Raw genomic sequence first — 22,657 nt, forward strand, 5'->3', positions numbered from 1 at the left:
CCCTGGTGGTCAGCCTTCCTGGTCGGCGGGAACGCCGTTCCCGGTGTCGGCGACGAGATGCCGCAGTCCCGCCATGAAGGTTCGCAGAGCGAAGACGAACTCGGCCCGCAGAGCCTCCGGCAGCGCCGGGACGACGGTCGCCACCGACGGGTAGTCGGCGGCGTCGAGCCGACGATAGTACTCGGACACCATCGCGCGGCTGGGGGACTCCTCGGCCGCCGCCTGCAGCGCGTATCCGACGATGAGTCTGGCCAGGGCGTGGTCGGCGGCGACCGCGTCCGTCGGGGACAATCCGGCGCCGAGCAGCAGACGCAGTGACTCCTCGTAGCGGATCATCCCCATCGGGCCGAAGTGCACCTGACCGGCGAACAGCGCCGCCGAATGCGGATGCCGTTCCAGCACATCGAAGGTGATGATCGCCGAACGCTCCAGGATCGTGTCCCACACGTCGTCGAGGTCCGCGTCGGCGACGGTGGTGATGATCTCGGCCATCACCTGCTCGGCCAGGCGTTGGCACAGTTCGTCCTTGCCGCCCGGGAACTGGCGGTACAGCGTCGACGTCGATGAGCCCAGTCGGCGGGCCAGCGCCCGCATCCCGAGGGCGCCGGGCCCGCCGGTGGCCAGCAGCGCGAGCGCCTCACCGAGGATCTCCTCGATCGGTAGCGGTGGACGGCCACGCGTCGGCTCGGTCATGAGTGGCGTCCTCGTTTTCGGTGATCGTCCCGGTCGCAGGTCGCCGATCGTGCGGATGACCTGCGTCGACGGCGGAACTCCATCATCGCAGCAGTGCTCAACTTCAGTTGTAGACGCCCAACGTGATTTCGGCTACAGTGTAGCCGCAACGAGGTTCTACCCCGTGGTCGGGGGACGAGGTCCTCAGGGTTCGGACGCGGTGTGGAGGGGATGCCACGTACGACCTCTGGGGGCCTCTTCTTCTGTGGTCGGTACGCTGATCTGCGATGACCGAAGCCATTCATGCGCTCCTGCTCTGCTGGCGTGACACGACGCATCCGCAGGGCGGCGGAAGCGAGCGCTATCTCGAGCGTGTGGGCGCCGAACTGGTCGCGCGCGGCATGCGGGTCACACTGCTGACCGCCTCCCACGACGGCGCCGACGCCGAGGAGATCCGCGACGGCGTCCGCATCCTGCGCGCCGGGGGCCGGCTGTCGGTGTATCCCCGCGCGGCCGCCACCATCTTCGCCGCCCGCATCGGTCGCGGACGTCTCGGTGCGAGTGCACCCGACGTGATCGTCGACACCCAGAACGGCATCCCGTTCTTCGCGGCGCTGGCCTCACCGGCCCCGACGGTGGTCCTCGTCCATCACTGTCATCGCGAGCAGTGGCCCGTCGCCGGGCGGTGGCTCGGGCGCCTCGGCTGGTTCCTCGAGTCCCGGGTGTCTCCACGCGTGCATCGCCACAACCGCTACGTCACGGTGTCCGGACCGTCGGCGGCCGAATTGTCGGCCCTGGGGGTGGATGCCGAACGGATCACCGTGATCCGCAACGGCGTGGATCCCGTGCCCGCCGCCGAGTCGGGTCCGTTTGCCGTGTCACCCTCGTCTGTGTCGCCGTCGGTCGTGTCCCCGTCCGGAGCTGACACCGGGACGGATCGCACGCCGAGGCTGTGCGTGTTGTCCCGTCTGGTGCCGCACAAGCAGGTCGAAGACGCGCTCGAGGTGGTCGCGGAGCTGCGTCACAGCCGTCCCGAGCTCGCCCTCGACGTCATCGGCGGTGGCTGGTGGGCAGACGAATTGCGCAGCCACGCACGAGAACTCGGGGTGGAACGACATGTGGTCTTCCACGGACACGTGGACGAGCGGCGCAAGCACGAACTCCTCGCACGCGCCGATGTGCACCTGATGCCCTCTCGCAAGGAGGGGTGGGGGCTCGCGGTGATGGAGGCCGCCCAGCATCGGGTCCCGACCATCGGCTATCGCAGTTCCGTCGGCCTCGTCGAGTCGATCGACGACGACGAGACCGGCCTGCTGGTGGACGGGGTCGACGAACTCGTCAGTGCCACAAGAAAACTCATCGACAACCCGGACGAGGCTGCCCGGCTCGGCCGCAATGCGCAGGCCAAGGCGTCGCGGTACTCGTGGTCGGCGACGGCGGACGGCTTCATCGCGGTGTTCGACGACGTGCGGCGCCGCGGGCCGACGCCGCGGTGATCGCGGTGGCCGCCAGGGCGAGCAGGATCGTCGACACCCAGATCACGTGGGCGGCGAGTACGGTGACCCGCGCCGCCGTCGATGCGTCGAGATCGGCGATCGGGCCCGGTATCCGGTAGAGGGTCAGGTCGTCCCCGCGGAACACGACGGTCGCCGAGGAAGCGAGATCGGCAGGTGGCGAAGCATTTTCGACGACGACCCAGCCGACTCCGAGGCCGGCCAGCGTCGACGGTGATCCACCGTCGGCCAGCGTCTTGTCGACCTCGGCTCCGCGGCCGGATGCCGGATCCACGACGACGCCGTCAACGGTGAGCAGGCCGGACTCCGTCACCGGGGCGCGGACCATGCGAGGCAGCGGATTCAGCGACGGACCGTCGGCGAACGCGTAGCGGCGAACCGCCCCCGTCGGCCAGACGGCGACGGCGCCGTGGTCGGCGGAGACCGCTGCCGACACGCGCGCCCAGTCGCCCGGATAGGTGATCGGACGGATGCTGCCGCCCACACCCCACGCCAGGTCGGGCAAGGGGGCGACGATGAGCAACGCGGCCGCGGCCATGGCGAACCCGGCCGGGACCCATCGTCGTGCGTAGGCGACCGCGCCGGCCGCGGCCACGGTGAAGTACGGCACCAGCAGCGCCAGGTACTTCTGGGTGTCGCGGAACAGGCCGATGCCGGGGACGTGGGTGGAGAGCGTCGACAGCCCGTCGGCGACCGGACCCACCGCCGTCAGCGTCACCAGGCCCGCCGTCAGCAGCGCGATCCCGGCGAGCACGGCGATCAGCCGGGTCTGCGCAGTCCGGTGCCGCCACAGCCACGCGGAACCGACCGTCACGATCAGGAGCATCGCGAGCGTCGCGACGGCGGCCCACCAGATCGTGCGGCTTGCGGGGACGGCGTCGGCGTTCCAGATGCCGCCGAGCCCGGCGACCGTCCCGAGCGTGCCGAGTCCCGGTTCGGCGCGTACACCGAAGACGGCGAAACCGCCGGCACCGGTCGTCGACGGCGCGGTGCCGAGCGCCGTCGCGGTCAGCCACGGCAGGGCGCCCAGTACCCAGATGCCCGCGGTGGCGGCGCATCCCGTCCACCGCCGTCGCCGCAGCAGTGGTGCTATCAGGATCACCGTGAGCATCACGGCGGCCAGCACGGAGCCGGTGGGGATGAATCCCGCGGCGGCCGTCGCCAAGGCCAGGTGCGCCCAGGGTGCGACATCGCGGCGGCCACTGCCTCGGCGGATGTCGTCGGCGGCGACGACGATCCAGCCGAGCGCGGCAAACGGGACCAGCAGACTCCAGTGGCCCTGCAGGAGACGTTCGGCCACATAGGGATTCCAGATCGCCAGGCCGGCGGCGACGCATGCGCCCGCGGTTCCGGCCGACGGCACCAGCCGTGCCGCGAGGCGCCCGTACCCGACACCGGCGAGAATGAGTGCGCCACCGGTGATCACGACCACGACGATCCCGCCGTCGACGACCCGGCTCGCGGCCGCGACGACCGCGTCCTGCGGAGTGGCCCGGGCGGCCACTCCGCCGAGGCCCAGCGTGGTGTCGGTGAGGAAGGACCGCGGAGTCGACACCGCATCGCGGTACAGCAGATGCCCGGACCGCAGGAGCGGGCCCAGGATGATCGCGGTCAATGCGGCCGAGACGACGGTCAGTGTCGGCAGCAGGTACCGCGGGCCGGCCACGGCCTCAGTAGTGATAGGTGTCCGACGGTGCGGGCGAGTGCACCGGGTCGTCGTCGTAGTCGGTGGCCTCGATGCCGTACGCCCGCGCCAGGTCGAGGATCTTCGTCGCGCGTGCGATACGCGGCAGGTCGGAGCCGTTGCGGATCTCGCCGCCGTCGCGTTCGAACTCGGCGAAGAACTCTCGCGCCCAGCTGATCTCGTCCTGCGATGGGGAAAGTCCCTCGTTGACGGGATGACACTGGTCGGGCGTGAGGCAGATCTTGCCGGTCATGCCGAACTCGGCGCTCACCGCGGTCGCCTCCGACAGCTTCAGGGCGCCCGATCCGACGGTCGGGCCGTCGATCGCGCTGGGCAGGTGAGCGGCCTTGGCGGCGATGGTGAATCGGGACCGCGCATAGGCGAGGGTGGCCGGGTCGTCGCCGAATCCGGTGTCCCGGCGGAAGTCGCCGATGCCGAAGGCGAGTCGGAATGTGCCCTTCGCCGAAGCGATCTCACTGATGCGTTCGAGTCCGCGGGCGGTCTCGACGAGGGCGACGATCGGCACGCCGGGCAGCCGCTTGGCGGTCTCGGACACGTGATCGACCGACTCCACCATCGCCAGCATGACGCCCCCGACGGAGGTCGTCGCCAGTGTGGCGAGGTCGTCGGCCCACCACGGCGTCCCGAATCCGTTGACCCGCACCCAGTCGGCGTTGCCTGCGGTCAGCCAGGTCATGACGTTGTCGCGGGCGGCCAGCTTGTCCTTGGGCGCGACCGCGTCCTCGATGTCGAGGACGACGATGTCGGCGCGGGAGCGCGAGGCAGGTGCGAAACGTCCCGCCTGGGCGCCGTTCACCAGCAGCCAGCTGCGAGCGAGGACCGGATCGATCCGGAAACCCTCGGGATCGGACGGGTGGTCGTCCGCGCTGTCGTCGGTCGAGGTCTGGTCGTACACCCCACCATCGTTGCCCATGGCCCGTGCGCTGCGCAAAGCGGCCCGACGGTGGCGCGGGGCGGTCGACGAGCCGGGTGTGTCACCGCGCCGGACGTCGGCGGGCGGGTGCGAGGAGTGCACACTTGATCGCATGGTGGCACGGACTCGGAGGGGCGGCGTGGCCGGTGCTCTCGGCTGGGTGGCCGCCGGTTCGATGCTCGCCAACGCGTGCGCGTACCTCATCCATCTGGCCGCGAGTCGTTGGTGGCTCGACACCGCCGACTACGGCGAGTTCGCCGTGGGGATGTCGGCGATGCTGGTGCTCGGTGTCGCGGCGCTGGGGCTGCAGGCGGTCATCGCCCGCGCCGTCGTCCGGCACACCGACCTCCGCCGGATCGGACGGGTCACGATCCTGACCACCGCATCCGTCACCGTGCTCGCGGTCGTCGCGTCACCGGTGCTGGCCGTCGCGGCGTCGGTGGGTGTCGGGACGGCCGCTGCGGCGTTGTCGGCGGCCCCGATGCTCGTCCTCATCGGCGCGGGTGAGGGGGTGCTGCAGGGCCACGGTTCGTTCCGGCTGCTCGGGTGGGTGCTGGCCACAGTCGGTGTACTGCGGACCGTCCCGGTGATCGGCGCCCTCACCGCCGGTGCAGGGCCCGCGGGAGCACTCGTCGCGGGTACGGTCGGCTCGGCGGTCGCCGCGCTGGCGGTGTTCTGGGCGGTGCGGACCGAGGGGCGCGAACGCGAGGCTCGTCCCGGTGTCGCCCCGGTGCCGGACGGACTCGATCTCCTCGACGTCGTGCGGGCGTCCGGGGTGCAGCTGGTCCTGATCATCGCCGCGTCCGTCGACCTGTTGCTGTCACGGAGCGTGCTGTCGGCCGGGGATGCGGGCATCTATGCGCTGGGCGCGATCGCCACCAAGGTGGCGTTCTGGCTGCCGCAGGCCGTCGGCGTCGTGTTCTACCCTCGGCTGGCGGATCCGGCGACGTCGCGACGCTCGCTGATGCACGCGGTCGCGGTGGTGGCCGCGATCGGTGTGGTGCTGACCGCGGGGGCCGCACTCGCCGGACCGCTGGTGCCCATCCTGATCCGTCCCGACTACGCGCCGCTCGTCGGTCTGCTGTGGCTGTTCGCGTACACCGGAGCGATGCTCGCCGCGCTGCAGGTCGCGCTGTTGTCGGCGATCGCGCGGTCCGCGACGGCGTTGTCGGCCGTGACGTGGGCGGCGGTGGCGGCCGAGGTGGTCGTCATCCTGACCGTGGTGCACAGCATCGTCACGCTCGCCGCCACCGCCGCGGTGACCGCGACCGTCGCCGCGGTCACGACGATGCTGGTGGGTCTGCGCCGGGATCAGGTTGCGGACGGTCGGTGTACGACGGATCGTCGGTTTGCGGATCGTCGGGTTCGAGACGGTCGGGCGTCGGACGGCCGGTCTCCGGATCGTCGGGTTCGGGTCGGTCGGTCATCTCACGGCCGGGTACCGGATCGCTCTCATCCGACCGGCGGCGCGGCCGGCGCAGACGGCGCGGACGCCACGCGGGATTGACGATCGCCAACCCCGCACCGATCGCGGCGATCCCGGCAATGGCCGCGAGCAGCGGGATGACCCGGCCCCAGATCGTCACGGGTGAGGCCAGCGCGGTGGCGTGGTTGCTCATCCGGCGCTGGGTCGCCTCGTCGAAGGAGAAGGTCGCCGACAGGTTCGTGACGCGGTGATCGGGCAGGCTGGGGTCGATCTGCCGATAGCTCTCGTCGACGGCGATCCGGGCGTTCAGTATGGTGCCGGTCGCGGTGTCGACGTCGAGTTGCCACGACCCGCGGTGATGCAACGTGGCGGTGACCTCGCGGCCCGGATCCACCCCCGGGATGCCGAACCACCCTGCTGGCCGCGTGATGATCGTCGGCGGCGTGCTCTGTGCGTCACCATTGCGGATCTGATGCAGGTCGGTGTCGGGGACGTCGGCGACGAAGCGTGCCGCGTCCCGTCCGTGCACGGTGACCTCGCCGGTGTGGCGCAGCGGGACCGACCGGCGAGTGGTCACGTCGAAGAACGTGTGGTCGGTGGGCGAGACGTCGAACGGCAGCAGGTAGGTGTAGCCGCGGCGGTCGGGGACCGCGACGGGTGCGGCGTTGCTGTCGTACTGGATCTCCGAGCTACCCGGCGGGCCGTCGGCGGGTGCGGTGAGCTCGGTCAGCGCGGTGGTGCGGTTGATGGTCACGCGATCGCGCACCGCCGTGACCGTCGGGTCGGTGCAGGTCGCCGCGCCGGCCGGTGTCGTGGCGTCGCTGCCCGGTCGCGGGGCCTGCGGATCGACCTCGCGGTCGTCGACCGTCAGGTTCTCCGCCCGGATGGACGTACCCGACTGCAGCGTGACGCGACGGGCGTCGGCGGGCCGGACGGCGACGACCCGTTGCTGCCGGGTCAGATCGGCGCCGACGACACGCGCCGTCGGCGAGTTCAGTGAGCAGCGGTCGAGGACGCGGGCCGCTGCGGGTGTGTCGGTCGTCTCGCCGGTGCCGGTGCCGGTGCTGGAGGCCGTGGTGGTGAGGTCGGTGCTGAGCGGGATGGTGCGTAGGTTGTCGACGAACAGCGTCGGCAGGGCGATGGCCACGGCGACCAGGAATCCGCCCACAAAGATCAGCACCGGTCCGATGAGGTCGATGGTCGACAGACGACTCGGCCCGGGTGTTGACATAGGGGCGAGGGTACTGGGCGGCCCAGCACGCGCGGCTACCCTGTTGACCAGCATGAGCATCACCGAATCTTCGGCCACCCCTGACGACGACCTCGGCAGGAGCCCCGACCGCGGCTCCGGCGGGGGCCCCGACCGCGGCTCCGGCGGGGGCGACGACCGTGGCCCCTCGACCGGTCGCGTCGGCACTCCTGAGGAGACTGCGCCGCGTGAGGAGACTGCGCCGCGTCGCTTCTTCGGGCAGCTCGAGGGCATGCGGGCCCTCGCGGCGATCGGGGTGCTCACCACCCACGTCGCCTTTCAGACGCGTGCGGTGGAGCTGCCCGTCCTGGGGCCGGTACTCGGACGGCTCGATCTCGCGGTGGCCCTGTTCTTCGGGCTGTCGGGGTTCCTGCTGTGGCGGCCATGGGTGGCGGCCGCGCACGGCGCTGCGCCGACGCCGTCGGTGCGGCGGTACCTGACGCACCGGTTCGTGCGGATCTGGCCCGCGTATCTGGTCGTCGTCGTCCTCGTCCTGACCTTGCTGCCGGACGCCAAGAACGCCGACCTCACCGTCTGGGCCGCGAATCTGACGCTGACCCAGGTGTTCGTGCCGCTGTCGCTGACCGCCGGCCTGACCCAGATGTGGAGTCTGTCGGTCGAGGTCGCCTTCTATGCCCTGCTGCCGGTCATCGGGTGGGCACTGCTGCGGCTGCGCGTCGACCGCCGCATCGATCACCGTGTCGATCACCGGGTCGGCGGCCCCACGAGTGCCGACGAGTCCGGCCGCGCCGCCTGGCGCATTCCCGCGCTGGTGGCGCTGGGCGTGGTGAGTCTGGGGTGGGCGTGGGTGGCGATGGTGCTGCCGGTCGCGGCCGGTGTCGAACCGAAGAACTGGGTGTTCGGTCACCTGCCGTGGTTCGTCGCCGGGCTCGTGCTGGCCGAACTCGTCGGCGCGATCGAGCTCGACGACCACCGGCCGGTGGCGCGGTGGGTGCGGGTCGTCGCGCGCGTCGGGGCTCACCGCGTGTGGATGGGGATCGCACTGGTGTCCGCCTATGCGCTGGCGTGCACGCCGCTGGCCGGGCCGACGGGCCTGGGGGCGCTCGCGCCGTGGCAGTTCGCCGTGAAGATGGTGCTCGGTGCGATCTGCGGATTCGCGTTGCTGGCGCCGTTGGTGTTGTCGGCACGCCCGTTCCGGGTGCTGACGTCGCGCGTGATGTTGGCGCTGGGCCGATGGTCCTACGGCATCTTCATCTGGCATCTCGCGGTGCTGGCGGTGGTCTTCCCGCTGTTCGGCATCCTGCCGTTCAACGGCGACTTCCTGGTGGTGTGGGCCATCACCCTGGGACTGACCACCGGCGTGTCCGCGGCGAGTTACGCCTTCATCGAGGAACCCGCTCGGCGCTGGCTGCGCACGCGGGAACGCAGCATGTGGGAACGCAGAAGAGACGAGCGCAGTAGAGACGAGCGCAGTAGAGACGAGCGCAGTAGAGACGAGCGCAGTAGAGACGAGCGCAGCGGTTCGACCGTCGCCAACCAGACGGTGAGTGAGACGGCGACCAGCGCCGGGAGCTGAACCCACCAGTCGAAACCGTGGTAGCCCGTCGACGCGTGCCACGGTCCGGCGGCGAGCCCCACGGTCGCCAGGGTCATCGCCGCGAAGACGACGACCACGCCGGCACGCGACCGGTGGGGAGTCAACCGCCATGCGGCCGCGCCGACCAGGGTCGACACCGCCAGACCCCACCAGCCCGAGAGCAGCCACGACGCGGCGAGCCACCCGACAGCTGCCGCTGTGGCGGTCCACAGCGGAGTGGTGGCTGAGCGTGTCGGATCGGGATCGTCGGCGGTGGTGGCGGGCGCTGCCGTCGGATCCAACGCCGCCGTCGGATCCAACGCTGCCGTCGGATCGGGTGCTGCCGCCGGATCGGGCGGCGCCGACTGGGCACCGGATGACACAGCCGGGGACGCCGACATGCGCCTGCGTCGCGGCCACCACGCGGCGGCGAGCAGCACCGCCGTGAGTGCGAGACCGACGCCGAGGGACCAGCGGTAGACCGAGTCGAATCGATAGGTGAGCGTGAGCGTGCCGCCGGTGCCGGCGGGCACGACCCAGCCCTGCTGCCAGCCGTTCATCACGACCGGCCGCAGCATCGTGCCGCCGAGTTCGGCCTGCCAGCCGGAGTTGGTGCTCTCCGGGACCACCAGGAACCGATCACCGTCGGCGCGGTCGACCCGGATCGTGCGATGGGTCGCCGACCAGTCCCCGACCCGGGGTGCGTCGGGGTCGGCGGCGTTCACCCCGGTCGCGTCGACGACCGGCAGCGAGACCTGATCGACGGTGAACGCGGTCCCCGGATTGACCGACAGTTCCTGTTCGCCGCCGCCGACGGCCACCGGACCAGGCGAGCACGGCCGTGCGACGACGCGCTGTCCGTCGCGTAACGCCTTCGCGGTGGTGCGCACCGACAACCCGATCACCTGACCGGACACGGTGATTCCGATCCCGGCATCGCAGCCGATCTCCACCGGCCGATCGGCGAGCGCGCCGGCGGTCGTCGCTGCCGGCGCCGGCTCGATCTGCACCTCGCTGATCCCGGCGGGCGCGGGACGTGCGAAGCCGAGGCTGTTGACGTCGATCAGGTCTGTCGTCTTCGTGATCGTGATGCCGATGCGGTCCGTGACCGCCGGGTCGAGGTCGACGACGCCGTCGCGTCCGACGTCGCGGACCTGGGTGCCGGTGCCCAGATCGACGCCGACCCGGGTCGGTGCGGCCGGATAGCGTTGCGGCAGAACGAGTCGGAGCCGTTCGACTCGCTGTCGCTCGGGTAGTCGGATCACCAGCTCGGGCTTCTCGCTGCGTCGCCGATCGGCCGCCGACGACCCGCTGTCGCCCTCGGGTGCGGTCCAGGTGGTGCCGACGTCGCCGTCGACCGCCGCGCCCGCATTGCCGCGCGGGTCGTCGACGCCGGTCGGCCCGTCGGCGGTGATCTGGTCGGGCGCAGAGATCAACGCTCGCAATCCGTCCCCGGATCGGGGTCGCAGCACGACACTCGGGGTCACCGCCACCGGCGCGGGCACCGACAGCGTGCGGGTGAAGATGCGTGGCGTTTCCGGGGTGAGGCCCAGGCCGGGGGCGCAGCGGACCGACGGCCCGTCATCGACGCAGGCGGACCGGCCGCCGAGTTCCTGGGTGAGCAGCCATCCCCCGACCGACGTTCCCGCGGCTGGTGTGGGGAGGGTGACCCGGTGTCGGACGGCGATCGGCATCCGGCTGGACAGGTCGGTCAGAGACACCTCGCCGATCGCGAACTGATTGCCGGCCAAGCCGTTTGCCGTGCTGATCGCGCGCAACTGCACCCACCGGGTCGGCCCGCTCGGGGCGGTGACCGTAACGGGCTCCCCGCGCTCCACCCCTTGTGCGACCGACGTGCCCGCCTCTGTCGTGACGAGGATGCCGGTCACGTCCGGTCCGATCGCCTTGGCCGTCGTGATGGTGACCGCGAGGTCGGATCGCGGTCGCGTGAAGTCCAGGCGCAACCACTGGCCGACCGCGGAGTCCAAACCGCTGCTCACCCACGCCGTGTCGGGATCGCCGTCGAAGGCCGCCGCCGTCGAGTTCGACGGTGACGTCTGACCCAGCTGGGTGGCGTCCGAGGCCGACCCCGACGTCGAGACGCGAACCTGCCCGGGTTGGTTGTCGAGCAGCCATTCACCGCGGACGAGTGGCTGCCCGGCGACGGGATAGTCGGGTGCGGCGTTCTGGGTGCGTCGTGGATCACCGGCGGCACGGATCGCGGAGCTGTGGTCGTCGACGCGGCCGAAGTCGGTCTCGCGGTCGGCAGGGGAGTCGGTGATCGTGACGCCGCCGCGACCCGCGCCGACCCCGGCCGCCCGCGCGTCGGCGTCGAGTACCGACGGCCCCATCGGCGGCAAACCGCGTCGCGCTCGGTCCTCCTGCACGGCGGCCAGCGCCTCCGGACCGCCGGCGACGCGCGGTGTGGAGTCGGCGTCGACGAGAACGGGTCCGGTCCCGGGGAACCCGACGCCACCGCGCACCGCATAGATGGAGATGGCGGGCAACGGCGGCCGTAACCCGTTGTCGCGGACGACGCCCGGCGCGCTCGGTGGGCTGACCTCGGGGCCGAACGTGGCGACCTTCGCCAGTCCGGGGGACGTCTCGAGGGCCTGTCGGGCGACCAGGGGGCGCGCGGAGCGTGAGCTGTCGGGGTCGAGATCTGCTCGCAGGACGACGAACCCGATGCCCTGCTGGGCGAGCGTCGCGGCGAGGCCGGGCGAACCGCGGCCGTTGGCGATGTCGCGTTGGATGGAGTCGAGAGCGCGGATCGCGCCGGGCGGCGTCAACGGGATGGCGTCGCGCACCGCCCACGGGTCGTCGGCGAGCGGTTGCAGCGGCTCGTCGCGGGTCAAGCCCCACAGCTGGTCGGCGAAGGGGGCGCCGGGCACCACCAGGCTGCGGGTCGCGGCGTCGCCGGACGCGCCAGGACCGTTCGGTGCGGCCGTGTTCGGGGTGGACGTGTCCGGCGTGGCTGCCCTTGTCTGGGCGTGGCTCGTCTCGTCTGTGCTCGTCTCGTTTGCGCTCGTCTCGGGCGCTGCGCTGCCGTGGTCGGAGAGCCACCGGGCGGCGGCCGACCAGTAATCGGGAATCTTCGTATAGGTTCCGGCGGGTGCGAGCTGTCCGGTCCACAGCAGGGATCCGGCCCCGATCGCGGCGACGACGACCACGATCGTCGCCGCGACCGGCCGGGAACGTTGCGGGTTCGCGAATCCGGCGAGTGCCTCACGCGCGGAGACGGTGCCGGGCAACGGGGCCCGCGCGAGCAGGTGCGCCACACCGAGGACCAGCGGGATCCTGATGAACGGCTCGAACTTGTGGATGTTGCGCAGGGCTGCGCCCGGACCGTCGAGGAACACCCGCACGGGTTCGGCGATGGGTGAGCCGAGTTGACCGGCGAAACCGACGCACATCAGCAGCAGTCCGATCGTCAGGACGGTGACCAGACGACCTCGGGAAGGCATGTGCCGCATGCAAAGTCCTGCCAGGCCCGCCGCGGCCAGCACCCCGGTGGCGAGAACCGCCGCCGGCTGGGTGACCAGCACCGCGCCCGCGACACGTTCGGGGGAGACGAACGGCGTCCACGAACTGGTCCCGCGCAGCACCTCGGTGAGTGACGTCCATTCGGTGGTGACGCGGGACGACTCGATGAAGTCCAGGAACGGCGGACTGACCCGGGACAGGATCAGCAGCGGTATCAGCCACCAGGCGCATGCCATGACGAGGCCGAGCGCCCACCACGCTCCGAAGCGCCACCAGCGTGTCGCGGGGTGGCCGGTCAGGGCGGGTGCGTGCAGCAGCCACCACACCACGGTCACCCCGACCGCCGCGACCGTCGCGACCGCGTTGACGGCGCCCATGAGCGCCACCGCGGCCGCCGACTGCGCCGCGGGCCGCCACAGTGGGCCTGCGAGTGCTGTGGTCGACGGTGGGTCGGCGGTCTCGGGGGGGCCAGACGTTGCGTCGCGGGAATTCGGCGTCCGGGCCGGTGGGTCGCGGTCGAGCACACGAACCAGTGGGATCAGCACCCATGGCGCGAGCACCATCGGCAGTGTCTCCGACGAGATGGAGCCGATCGTGGTCAGTACACGGGGACTGAGCACGAAGATGATCGCCGCGATCATCCGCGATCCGGGCGACCCGATCCGCATCGCCTCGGCGAGACGCACGATGCCGACGAATCCGACGACCAGCAGCACCGCCCACCAGAGACGCTGGATCACCCACGGAGGCAGATGCAGCACCTCGCCGAGCGCGAAGAACGAACCGTGCGGGAAGAAGTAGCCGTACGCCTGGTTCTGCACCTGGCCCATCGGCGCGTTGGGTGTCCACAGGTGCGCCGCGCGGGTGAGGAAACCGATCGGGTCGGCGGTCAGGTCGAGCTTGGTGTCGGCGGCGATGCGGCCGGGCGATTGCAGGAAGGAGACGACCAGTGCGACGAGCGCCGCCACCAGCACGCCCCGACGGGACAGGGTCGCGTCCGGTGGTGCGCTCGGCGAATCGCTCGACGGTGTGCTCGGCGACGCGCCGAGCCGGGCCGAGGTCACCGCGCCTGGGTCAGTTGTCGGCTCCGGAGTCGCCTCGGGTGCCGTAGTCGACCGAACCCTGCACGAACCCGCTGTTGGGATTGACGTTGTTGACGTCGGTCGAGGGGCTCGTCTCCGTCGTCAGGAACCCGCCGAGGAACACGGCGCCGAGGCCCACCACGATGCCGGCGACCCCGGCCACGGCTCCGGCCACGAGGCGGTTGTTGGTCATGGCGACGAAAATACCATCGACGATGTGAGCGTCCGCTGAGCGTGCGGTCAGTCCGACAGCACGGGCACCAGCAGTCTCGACGAGCTCGCGATCGTGTTGCGGCGCGCCTCACCCACGTCGGCGTGGCGGAATCCGAGGATCGTCGGCGCGTCGTCGGCCTGATCCGAACTGGTCAGGACGAGCCGGAGCGGTGGCCCGGTGCCAGTCGTCGAGCGTTGGCGCCACGCGTGCGCGACTGCCGACGCCGGTACTCCGGTCAGCCGGTATTCCGGTCAGAGCGTGACCGGTGGCTGTTTCTCGCACTGAGCGGGGACGATGAACACCGGTCTGTGGCAGTGCTTGAGGACCCGCTCGGCAACGCTGGAGTGCAGCAGTGCCCGCAGGCCGGACGCGCCGCGAGTGCCGGCCACGAGGAGATCGACGTCGAGTGCGTCGGCCGCGGCGACCAGCGCACCCCACACCGTCGACTCGACCTCGACGAGCGATCCGCGAGCGGTCAGGCCGACCGAGACCGCGAGTTCGACGCCGTGCCGGTTGATGGTCTCGGCCTCCACTTCGAGTGCGTGGTCGACGCCGGCTTCGAGTCGCGTGTCGATGAAGGGTTGCATGCCTCCGGACAGGGTGGACAGGCGTGTCGGCGACATCCCGCCGGGCTGCCACGCCGTCACGACGTAGGTGGTCCCGGAACGAAGGAACTGACCTGCATAGCGGATGGCGCGATCGGCGTTGGGTGAGCCGTCGTAGGCGATCATGAGGACGTTCTGGACACCCGGGGTCTGACCGTTGCGGGGTTGGCCGACCGACGCGGTGCTCTCAGGAGACGCGGTGCTCCCTGGAGTGGTCCGATCCTGCGGACTCGGAACCGGCCTTGTGGGGGAGACTCTGTCGACTCCCCGGGTGGTCGGAACATCGCTTTCCCCACCACCGGTTCCCGTATCGGACGTCGCGGTGGCGGTATCGGCTGGGGTGGACCCCACGTCCATTGCCCCAGGTTACATGCCAGACTCGTCGCATGGGCTCAACTCGGCGAGGACACGTGGTTCGCGGCGCGCTGGCGTTGGTGGTGGTCGCGGTCGTGGGGATCGTCGGCGCGGGTTGTGCGAGCGCAGAGCCGCCGGGCGGCTCCGGTGGCGCGACGTCGACGTTCAGCGTCAGCCCCTCACCGGCGGAGACGTCGTCGAGTGCGGCGTCGCCTGTCGCAACAGCTTGCGGTGCAACGCAACTCGCGAAGATGACGCTGAGACAGAAGCTGGCTCAGCTGATCGTCGTCGGCGTCACCGGCGCGGCGGACGCCCAGGCCATCGTCGAGAAGGAGCAGATCGGCGGCATCTTTGTCGGGAGTTGGACCGACAAGTCGATCCTCACGAGTGGCGCGGCGGCGCGGATCTCGCGCACCAGCCCCGTCCCGCTCATGGTCACGGTCGATCAAGAGGGCGGTCGGGTGTCGCGGTTGTCGTCGTTGGGTATCGACAGTCCGTCGGCCCGCGAACTCGCTGCGGCACGCACACCCCAGCAAGTGCAGACGTTGGCCGCATCCATCGGCAAGCAGTTGCGGCGGCTGGGCATCACCGTCGACTTCGCGCCCAGCGTCGACGTGAGCAACGAACCCGACGACGAGGTGATCGGCGATCGGTCCTTCAGCAACGACCCCGCCGTGGTGACCGAGTACGGTTCGGCATTTGCGGCCGGTTTGGCGTCGGCCGGGATCACGCCCGTGTACAAGCACTTCCCGGGCCACGGTCACGGTTCAGGTGACTCGCATCTCGGCGTCGTGGTGACGCCCCCGCTGTCGTCGTTGGAGCGCAGCGACCTGGTGCCGTACAAGACGTTGCTGCAGAATCCCGGGAAGGCCGCGGTGATGGTTGGTCATCTGATCGTCCCGGGGCTGACCGGGCCGGAGACCCCGGCGAGCATCAGTCCGCGCGCGATCGGCATGCTGCGGTCCGGGCAGCCCTACGGCGGACCGCCGTTCGACGGCGTGGTCTTCTCCGACGATCTGTCCGGCATGGCCGCCATCAGTGCCCGCTATCCGATCGAGGAAGCTGCCCCGATGGCGATCCGCGCCGGCTCCGACATCGCGCTCTGGCTGTCGACCGACCGGGTCTCGTCGGTGCTCGATGCGCTCCAGCGGCAGGTCGCGTCCAAGCGACTCACCGAGGATCGGGTTGACCGCTCGGTCGTGCGCATCCTGCGCTCGAAGGGCGTGCTGACGTGCTGAGCGGTAACAGGTTTCGTGCGCGACGTGACGGTCGCGACGTTGTGGGCGCGGCGTGATGGGCGCGGCGCGGCCTGGCGAGCGCGGCATCGTCAGCGCGGCATCGTCAGCGCGGCATCGTGAGCCCGACGTGGTGATGGCGACACGGTGGGTGCGACATGGGCGCGTACAGCGAGGTGAGTGCAGCGTGGTGGGTACAGCGAGGCGCGTACAGCGAGGTGAGTGCAGCGTGGTGGGTACAGCGAGGCGCGTACAGCGAGGTGAGTGCAGCGTGGTGGGTACAGCGTGGCGAGTACAGCATGGTGAGAACCGCATGGTGAGAACCGCATGGTGAGAACAGCATGGTGAGTCCGACACCGCCGCCGCGGCCGAAGGTGGCGATCACGCCGATGCGTCCGGCGCGTGGAGTGCGACCTCGGTTCGCTGCCGTGGTCGTCGGGCTCTGGGCGCTGGCGGTGGCATTGGTCGTGGCCAGTGTCCTGCTTGTGGCGACGCACCTCACCGAGGTCCGGGTGGCACTCGCGGTGGACCTCGCCCGCGAGCGGCCGGATGCGACCGGTGACGAGGTCGTTCGCGCGATCAACATCGCGCTCCTCGCCGGTGCCGTCGTCGCAACTGTCGTCGTGCTGGCGGCGGTGGTCGGATGTGTGCACGCGTGGGAGGGAAGGCGTTCCGCGCGTGGCTGGTTCGCCATCGCAGGCATCGCTGCGGCCGCGCTCGCCGTTGGTGGTGCGGTGACGATCGGATCGTCGTCGCAGGCAGTGGCCGACGCAGGACTGCCGACCGCGTTTCAGTGGATCGTGCCGGCGATCGCCTGTGCCCTCGGCGTGATCGCGACCGTGATCGCGATCATCGGGGATAGGTGACGATCACGTCCCCGTCTTGTGGCTTGCGCCAGCGGATCGTGCGATCGGTGTGCATGGTGGGGATCCAGAGCCCCATGTGTTTGCGCTGATGATCCGGGAGACAGAGCGGGATGAGGTTCTCGAGCAGCGTCCAGCCTCCCGCCATCGGGTCTGCGTGGTCGAATTTGACGAGGTGATCGAGTTGGCACAGGTGTGCCGGCACCGAGCACATCGGATAGCGGCACGTCTGATCGGAGCCTTCGACATCAGCGCGCAGGCGTGCTGATGGCGCGTAGGTCAGCGCGCCCGGTGGCGGTTGGATGAATCCGCCGTGGCCGGTCGGGTCGACCGGTCGTGCCGGGGCACGGTCGGTGATGATCAGCCCTGCAGATCTCGGCGGCGGAGTTGTCGGGGTGATGATCCGGGATCGCGGCGCCAGGTCGGCGGCCAGTTCAGGATCGATGGCCCCGTAACCGCGGAGCCGGGGCGGTCGCCGGTCGGTCGGGTCGACGATCAATGTCCACGGCGGCTGTTCCGACGCGCTCACGCCCGCAGACAGATCGGCGGTGCCAGATTCGGTGCCGGATTCGGTGCCAGATTCGGTGCCGGACAGGTCGTCGGGCTCGGACGGAGTGGGCAGCAGATCGGAGTCAGTGCCGGACAGCTCATCGGAACCGCACCTCGTGTCCGACGGATCCCCGGCCTCGAACTCGCTATCCAACGGATGCTCGGATTCGCCGTCAGTGCCGGATGCGGTGTCGGCATCGGAGCCTGCGCCGGACCCGGTGTCCGGCGAGCTGTCGCACACCGGTGATGCGGCGTGTGGGGTGTCGGTATGCGGCGAGTCGATCGCGGCAGAGTCCGCGATGTCACCTCCCTGATCGCCACGGTCCTCCGATCGTGTTGAGAGTGCCGCATCCGAAGGAACATCGGAACCGGCATGCTCATCTGCGCCGGCACCGGCACCGGCACCGGCACCGGCACGACCCGCGCTGCCACCGCGCCTATCCCCGACACTGCGGCCACCGCCACCGCCACCGCCGCCGCCCACATCGCCATGGCGACGGCCACCTGAACCGCGACCACCGCCGCCACCGCCACGACCAACACGGCAGTCGTCGCGTCCACAACGGCAGTCGAGGCGGGCGCCGGGTACGCCGATGAGTTCTGCGTGGGCCATGACGCGTTGTTGACCGGTGGCCCGTGGGTCGGCAGGGCACACGCGCGCCGACAGCAGCTCACGGATTCTGTGCCCGAGGAAGACACCCTGTTCGGCGGGCGCGCAGATCTCGATGGTCGTATGTCCGGCCGCGTCAGTGGTGATGGTGATGTTCTGCCACGCCTCGGCGAACTCTTCGCGCACCTCCGCGGCGCGATCGGGATCGAGATCGACGATCAGATCGTTCAAGGCGCCCTCGAGCGCTTTGTCCGTGGTCGGGCGATCCGCCAGATCCAGGGCGAGATCCTCGAAATCGATGATCAGCTCATCGGAATCGCCGGCGCCGAGATCGACGTCGGCGTCCACGTCGGAATGCACGCCACCGTCGGGGTCGACATCCACGCCACCGTCAGCATCGATCCCTCCGTCCCTGCCGACATCAGGTGCAGTGTCCGCGACGCCGGCTTCACCAGGCGAATCCGCCAGCAGGTCATCGAGCGTCGGCGACCCGCCGGCGTTCGCAATGGCGTCGTCCTCTCCGCGCCCGCGAGCCCCGCTGCCCGGGGCGTCGGGCTCCCCGTCCGCGACGTCGAGCCCGCCATCGGTGAGTTCGACGTCCGGCGCGACCTCTGCGGCCCGCAGGAGCTTCTCGACCCGGTTCGTGCTGAAGTCGCCCGCCAGATACCGGGCCTTGATCTTCGGATGGCGTTGCAAGGCCTCGCCGTCCGCCATCCACCGCCCGGCCTTGTTCTTCGAGACCCGCAGACCCAACGCCACGGCGTCGAGGGACGCCCGCTCGGCGGCCCTGCGCCCGGACATCCGGCCTCTGGGATGCTGCGCAGAACCCAGGGTCTCGTTGTACGCGGACTCGCCGATCTGCTGCGCCAGCAGCACTGCGCGCGCCTCGTGCTGGCGACTCAACCGTAGGTGAGCCCGCGCCCTCGCAGCCGTATCCGCCGACGACAGTTCCGCCGACGACGCGATGTGATCGACGGGATCGAACAGGGCATCCATGGCGGTGGCACCTTCGGGTGGCGTGGGAATGGGGCTGTCGACATCTGCCCGTCATCGAACGCATCACCCGCGTGGAATCAACTGCCGAGGAGACTACCTCCCGGCCCCGACACCTTCGGCACCACGTGCGCGGGTTGTGGACAACTCACGACCAGTGACCCAGTCCCGTGCCCGACGCGCACGGTCCGCACGCTGAGGTGCCCCGCGAAGACGTCTGGATGCACCGACACCGACCCCACATCAGCCCACCAGAACCAACCCCGGATCCTCACATCGACACGTCGGCCCGATCTGCTACCGTATCGAGCTGCGCGACAACGCCTTCAGCACTGCGCACGGCGGTCGCGCACGCAGCGGACGCGTCCGCGGACACCAGCGGATGAGCCGCACGGCCGCGCCAGAGTTGGGCCGCGGCGACGGCCGCAGAACGGATGACGTCCCGATCGGTGTCTGGGTCGAGGCCCAGTCGGGTCGCCGGGTCGACCCCGTGCCCGCCGACGATCCGTGCCAGTTCTTCGGTCTGGTCTGCGGGTAGACCGGCGCCGCCGGACCGAAGGACGTTGAGCAGCCGCAACTCCCGGAATCCGTGGACGTCGGCGAGCGAACGCCGGACCGACGCCCGTACGGCGTCGGCATCGGTGCCCTCGGCCCGCGACAGCACGTGGTCGAGAGTCACGAGCACGGAGTGCGCCTTCAGCTGGTCGGCCCGCTGACCGAACTGCACATCGATGATGGCGCTCAGCTCGGACAGTCCGCTGCGCGCGACGAGTTCGTCGGCCAACTGGCTCGACGTCGTGATACCGAACCGGATCAGCGTGACGCCCATGCGGATCCCGAACACACCGAAGCGATCCGCGAGTGCTGACCGTACTGCCGGTTCGACGTGCGGGAGCACGTCGGGCCGGACGAACCGGTCGACGGTCAGAAGTGCGGTCTCCAGATCGGGCGCGGGCGCGCGGGCGAGCTCGGTCAGGGCGCGGAACTCCGTCTCGCGCATGGTGCGTGCGCCCAGCGCGAGCAGGCCGGCGACCGGTACGACGGCCTGGCACAGTCCGGTTCGTGACAGCTCGGCGCCGTAGCGCGCGGCGATCTGCTCGGCCGACATCATCGCATCCATGCGGCCGGCACCGAGTTCGTCGGCGCGAGAGACGACTCCGATCACGCCGAGCGGACCCGATCCGCCGCCGATGGCCGTCGAGATACGGCGCAGCATGCCGGTGTCGGCCGCCGACAGCGTGCGCATCAGATACACGACGGCATCGACCCCGGACTGGCCGTCCTCGGGTGCCAGGAGACGGATCGTCGACGCCGACAGATCGGTCGACAACGAGGCGGTTCCGGGCGTGTCCACGATCGTCCGGGACTGCAGTGCACGCGAAGGCCATTCGACGTCGAGGTGGTCGACCCGCTCGGCGGTCAGCGCACCGAAGTCGAAACCCAGCCGTCCGCGGTTTCGGGTGACCGGGATCGCGGCGACCGTGCCGTCGTCGACGTGGGCGGTCACCGACGCCGCCTGTCCGCGGCGATACCAGGTGACCACACGCGTGCACTCGGTCGCATCGGTCGGCGCAATATCCTGTCCGACAAGAGCATTGAGAAGTGTCGACTTGCCGGCCTTCAGCGATCCGGCGAGTGCGATCCGGATGGGTTCGTCGAGTCGTCGGGCACATCGCTCGACCGCCTCGGCCGCATCCCGGTCGGAGGCGACGGCGCGACGGGCCTCTCCGATCAGTCCGCGTGCGTTCTCGAGATCGGGCATCAGTTGCTCACCCGTCCGGCGTCCAGGTGATCGGCGGCGCGTCGCAGCGCGGCGATCTCACCCAGTGTCTTCTCGGCGATCGCGGTACGCGACGACCGATCCGAATCAGCCAGCGCAGCAGCGGATTGCGCCGCGCTGAGCGACTCCGAGATGGATCGCGACGTCTGTTCGGCGACCGACGTGAAGTGGTCCCTGAGTACGCGCTGGATGACGCGGAGCCGATCACGCGACTCCTTGCCGACCTGGAAGCTCACATCATCGGTGAAAGCACGCACCGCGGCCTTCGCCTTGCCGCGCCGCTCCACGACACGCGCCTGCTTGTCATCGCGGTAGGCCTTGCTGCCCAACAGGACCCCGGCTCCGACGGAGACCGGATTGATCAATGCCATGCCCATCATGGTGGAGATCAGACCGAACATCAGCACGCCTCCATAGGAGCCACGCATGCCGACGAGCATCTTCTGGGTGATCCCGGTCTTGCCGGCGTCGAGGGTGGCCAGTTCGGCGACGGCGTCGAAGATGCCGTCGAGATCGGCCGCCTCGACATCGGGCAACGTGTCGGTGCCGGCCTCGGCGAAATGCTCGGCGACGCGTTGCGCGAGCCACACCGAACGTTCATGTGCCCAGACGAAGTTGTCGCCGACGACACCGGCGGTCTGTTCGGCGAGCCACTCGCCGAACTGCTCCCAGTCGGCGCCGGGATCGCCGTCGTCGATGGCACGTTCGGCCTCGCGGGTGACCGCCCGAAGACGATCGCGCAGGTCGTGATCGATGTCGGCGGCGAGGTCGCCGATACCGTCGGCCAACGTCTGTTGCCACTGGGCGGACTGCCTGCGCATGGCCTCGGCCCTGACCTTGGCCTGCTGCAGGCCGTCGACGGCGCGTCGCGCCGTCTCCGGATCTCGAAGGGCCGCCAACTCGCTGCCCACCGTCAGGGCGAGGTGCTCGGAGACGACGCGCAGATCCGTCGACACCGTCGAACGGCTCGCCTGCTGCGCGGTCGGGACGACCCGCTCCCGGAGATAGCGGTAGAGGTCGACGAACCCGGCCTCGGCGTTGAGTTGTTCATCCTGCAGCCGCAGTGCATGTACCCGCAGCGCCGACGACACGGGTAACAGCGGGATGTCGATACCTCTGGCGGACAAGTGATTCCGATCGGCATCGGCGATGGCGCGCCAATGCGGATACAGGTCGACCTTGGTGAGCAGGCACGCTACCGTCGGACACAGCTCGGTCACCTGCTCCAGGAACCCCATCTCGGGCGCGGTGAACTCCTGGCTGGCGTCGCTGAGGAAGAGAACCGCGTCGGCTGCGGCGACCATGCCGAGAGTTGCTGCGGCGTAGGGGTGTCCGTGACCGCCGACGCCGGGCGTGTCGACGACGACGAGGCCGTCGGCGAGCAGCGGTCCGGGAGCGGCGATCTCCAGGCGGGCGACGTCGCGACCCTGTGCGAGCGGGGTTGTCGGGGTGATGGCGGTGATGTCGGACAACGCCACCGGGATGCGATCCTGGTCGCCGGCACCGACCACGAGGTGGGCGGTCGGCGCCGGTGCGTGGGAGATCACGGTCGGCACGGCGGTCGTCTCGTCGTCGCCGACCGTGCAGACCTCCAGATTGAGGAGCGCGTTGACGAACTGGCTCTTGCCCTGTTTGAGCTTCCCGACTACGACGATGCGCAGGCGGGGATCGGTGAGCCGCGTTCGGGCTCCCGCCAGGCGGGTGACGAGATCGCCTCGCCCGGCGTCGGCCGCGATCTCGGTCATCCGCGACAACAGATCCGGGATCGCCGGACTGCCCGCAGAACTGCTCGCCGGCCCGCTGCTCGTCGGACCTCTGCTGACCTGCGCGCTGCTCACACTGTTCGTCGACATGGTGTCCTCACGGTAGCGAT

The 22,657-nt window shown here is 70.3% G+C and carries 13 protein-coding genes and 1 pseudogene; 4 read left to right on the forward strand and 10 right to left on the reverse strand.

Annotated elements, in window-relative coordinates:
• Positions 1-9 precede the first annotated feature (9 nt).
• Complete coding sequence (locus tag QSJ19_RS13605) at positions 10-693, reverse strand: TetR/AcrR family transcriptional regulator (RefSeq protein ID WP_286321124.1); 684 nt, start codon at positions 691-693, stop codon at positions 10-12.
• A 266-nt stretch (positions 694-959) separates the two neighbouring features.
• On the opposite strand from QSJ19_RS13605, the gene QSJ19_RS13610 reads away from it, so the two are divergent.
• Positions 960-2,168: a glycosyltransferase family 4 protein gene (locus QSJ19_RS13610; protein ID WP_286321125.1), complete on the forward strand. Its 1,209-nt coding sequence runs from the start codon at positions 960-962 to the stop codon at positions 2,166-2,168.
• Here QSJ19_RS13610 and QSJ19_RS13615 read toward each other — a convergent pair.
• From QSJ19_RS13615 to pgfA, 3 genes are all read right to left on the reverse strand, one after another.
• A complete protein-coding gene (locus tag QSJ19_RS13615; protein WP_286321126.1) occupies positions 2,119-3,852 on the reverse strand; it encodes an MmpA family trehalose lipid delivery protein in 1,734 nt (577 codons plus the stop codon). The genes QSJ19_RS13610 and QSJ19_RS13615 overlap by 50 nt on opposite strands.
• 4 nt (positions 3,853-3,856) lie before the next feature.
• The gene (locus tag QSJ19_RS13620; protein ID WP_502876177.1) at positions 3,857-4,804 is read right to left on the reverse strand and encodes an HpcH/HpaI aldolase/citrate lyase family protein; all 948 of its coding nucleotides are present in this window, start codon (positions 4,802-4,804) and stop codon (positions 3,857-3,859) included.
• Positions 4,805-6,084: 1,280 nt separating this feature from the next.
• Positions 6,085-7,461 (reverse strand): cell envelope lipid trafficking protein PgfA, encoded by a 1,377-nt coding sequence (gene pgfA / locus QSJ19_RS13630; protein ID WP_286321127.1) that lies wholly within the window; start codon positions 7,459-7,461, stop codon positions 6,085-6,087.
• A gap of 250 nt (positions 7,462-7,711) precedes the next feature.
• Between pgfA and QSJ19_RS13635 the strand changes: the two are divergent.
• Positions 7,712-8,752: pseudogene (locus QSJ19_RS13635) on the forward strand (acyltransferase family protein); the annotation flags it as partial.
• Between the two features lie 62 nt (positions 8,753-8,814).
• Here QSJ19_RS13635 and QSJ19_RS26975 read toward each other — a convergent pair.
• From QSJ19_RS26975 to QSJ19_RS13650, 3 genes are all read right to left on the reverse strand, one after another.
• Positions 8,815-13,473, reverse strand: coding sequence for an alpha-(1->3)-arabinofuranosyltransferase domain-containing protein (locus tag QSJ19_RS26975; protein WP_502876178.1), 4,659 nt, complete (start codon positions 13,471-13,473; stop codon positions 8,815-8,817).
• A 100-nt stretch (positions 13,474-13,573) separates the two neighbouring features.
• Positions 13,574-13,774, reverse strand: a complete 201-nt coding sequence (locus tag QSJ19_RS13645; RefSeq protein ID WP_187586943.1) for a DUF2613 family protein — start codon at positions 13,772-13,774, stop codon at positions 13,574-13,576.
• Between the two features lie 272 nt (positions 13,775-14,046).
• A complete protein-coding gene (locus QSJ19_RS13650) occupies positions 14,047-14,526 on the reverse strand; it encodes a universal stress protein (protein ID WP_502876167.1) in 480 nt (159 codons plus the stop codon).
• 260 nt (positions 14,527-14,786) lie between these two features.
• On the opposite strand from QSJ19_RS13650, the gene QSJ19_RS13655 reads away from it, so the two are divergent.
• Positions 14,787-15,992, forward strand: coding sequence for a glycoside hydrolase family 3 N-terminal domain-containing protein (locus tag QSJ19_RS13655; RefSeq protein ID WP_286321128.1), 1,206 nt, complete (start codon positions 14,787-14,789; stop codon positions 15,990-15,992).
• A gap of 338 nt (positions 15,993-16,330) precedes the next feature.
• Positions 16,331-16,855: a hypothetical protein gene (locus QSJ19_RS13660; protein ID WP_286321130.1), complete on the forward strand. Its 525-nt coding sequence runs from the start codon at positions 16,331-16,333 to the stop codon at positions 16,853-16,855.
• On the opposite strand, the gene QSJ19_RS13665 is transcribed toward QSJ19_RS13660, so the two are convergent.
• From QSJ19_RS13665 to QSJ19_RS13675, 3 genes are all read right to left on the reverse strand, one after another.
• Positions 16,839-19,007, reverse strand: a complete 2,169-nt coding sequence (locus tag QSJ19_RS13665) for an HNH endonuclease signature motif containing protein (RefSeq protein WP_286321132.1) — start codon at positions 19,005-19,007, stop codon at positions 16,839-16,841. The two genes, QSJ19_RS13660 and QSJ19_RS13665, sit on opposite strands and share 17 nt — an antisense overlap.
• Before the next feature lie 268 nt (positions 19,008-19,275).
• Complete coding sequence (locus QSJ19_RS13670; protein ID WP_286321134.1) at positions 19,276-20,766, reverse strand: dynamin family protein; 1,491 nt, start codon at positions 20,764-20,766, stop codon at positions 19,276-19,278.
• A complete protein-coding gene (locus QSJ19_RS13675; protein WP_502876168.1) occupies positions 20,766-22,637 on the reverse strand; it encodes a dynamin family protein in 1,872 nt (623 codons plus the stop codon). Before QSJ19_RS13675 ends, QSJ19_RS13670 begins: the two co-directional genes overlap by 1 nt.
• Positions 22,638-22,657 lie beyond the last annotated feature (20 nt).

The sequence above is a fragment of the Gordonia sp. ABSL11-1 genome (assembly GCF_030315685.1).
In the GTDB taxonomy this organism is placed as follows: Bacteria; Actinomycetota; Actinomycetes; order Mycobacteriales; family Mycobacteriaceae; genus Gordonia.

Coding starts and splice junctions, on each gene's coding strand:
- QSJ19_RS13645 (WP_187586943.1), bottom strand. CDS start 13,774: ATGACCAACAACCGCCTCGTGGCCGGAGCCGTGGCCGGGGTCGCCGGC.
- QSJ19_RS13665 (WP_286321132.1), bottom strand. CDS start 19,007: ATGGATGCCCTGTTCGATCCCGTCGATCACATCGCGTCGTCGGCGGAA.
- QSJ19_RS13650 (WP_502876167.1), bottom strand. CDS start 14,526: ATGATCGCCTACGACGGCTCACCCAACGCCGATCGCGCCATCCGCTAT.
- pgfA (WP_286321127.1), bottom strand. CDS start 7,461: ATGTCAACACCCGGGCCGAGTCGTCTGTCGACCATCGACCTCATCGGA.
- QSJ19_RS13660 (WP_286321130.1), top strand. CDS start 16,331: ATGGTGAGTCCGACACCGCCGCCGCGGCCGAAGGTGGCGATCACGCCG.
- QSJ19_RS13655 (WP_286321128.1), top strand. CDS start 14,787: ATGGGCTCAACTCGGCGAGGACACGTGGTTCGCGGCGCGCTGGCGTTG.
- QSJ19_RS13610 (WP_286321125.1), top strand. CDS start 960: ATGACCGAAGCCATTCATGCGCTCCTGCTCTGCTGGCGTGACACGACG.
- QSJ19_RS13605 (WP_286321124.1), bottom strand. CDS start 693: ATGACCGAGCCGACGCGTGGCCGTCCACCGCTACCGATCGAGGAGATC.
- QSJ19_RS13620 (WP_502876177.1), bottom strand. CDS start 4,804: ATGGGCAACGATGGTGGGGTGTACGACCAGACCTCGACCGACGACAGC.
- QSJ19_RS13675 (WP_502876168.1), bottom strand. CDS start 22,637: ATGTCGACGAACAGTGTGAGCAGCGCGCAGGTCAGCAGAGGTCCGACG.
- QSJ19_RS13670 (WP_286321134.1), bottom strand. CDS start 20,766: ATGCCCGATCTCGAGAACGCACGCGGACTGATCGGAGAGGCCCGTCGC.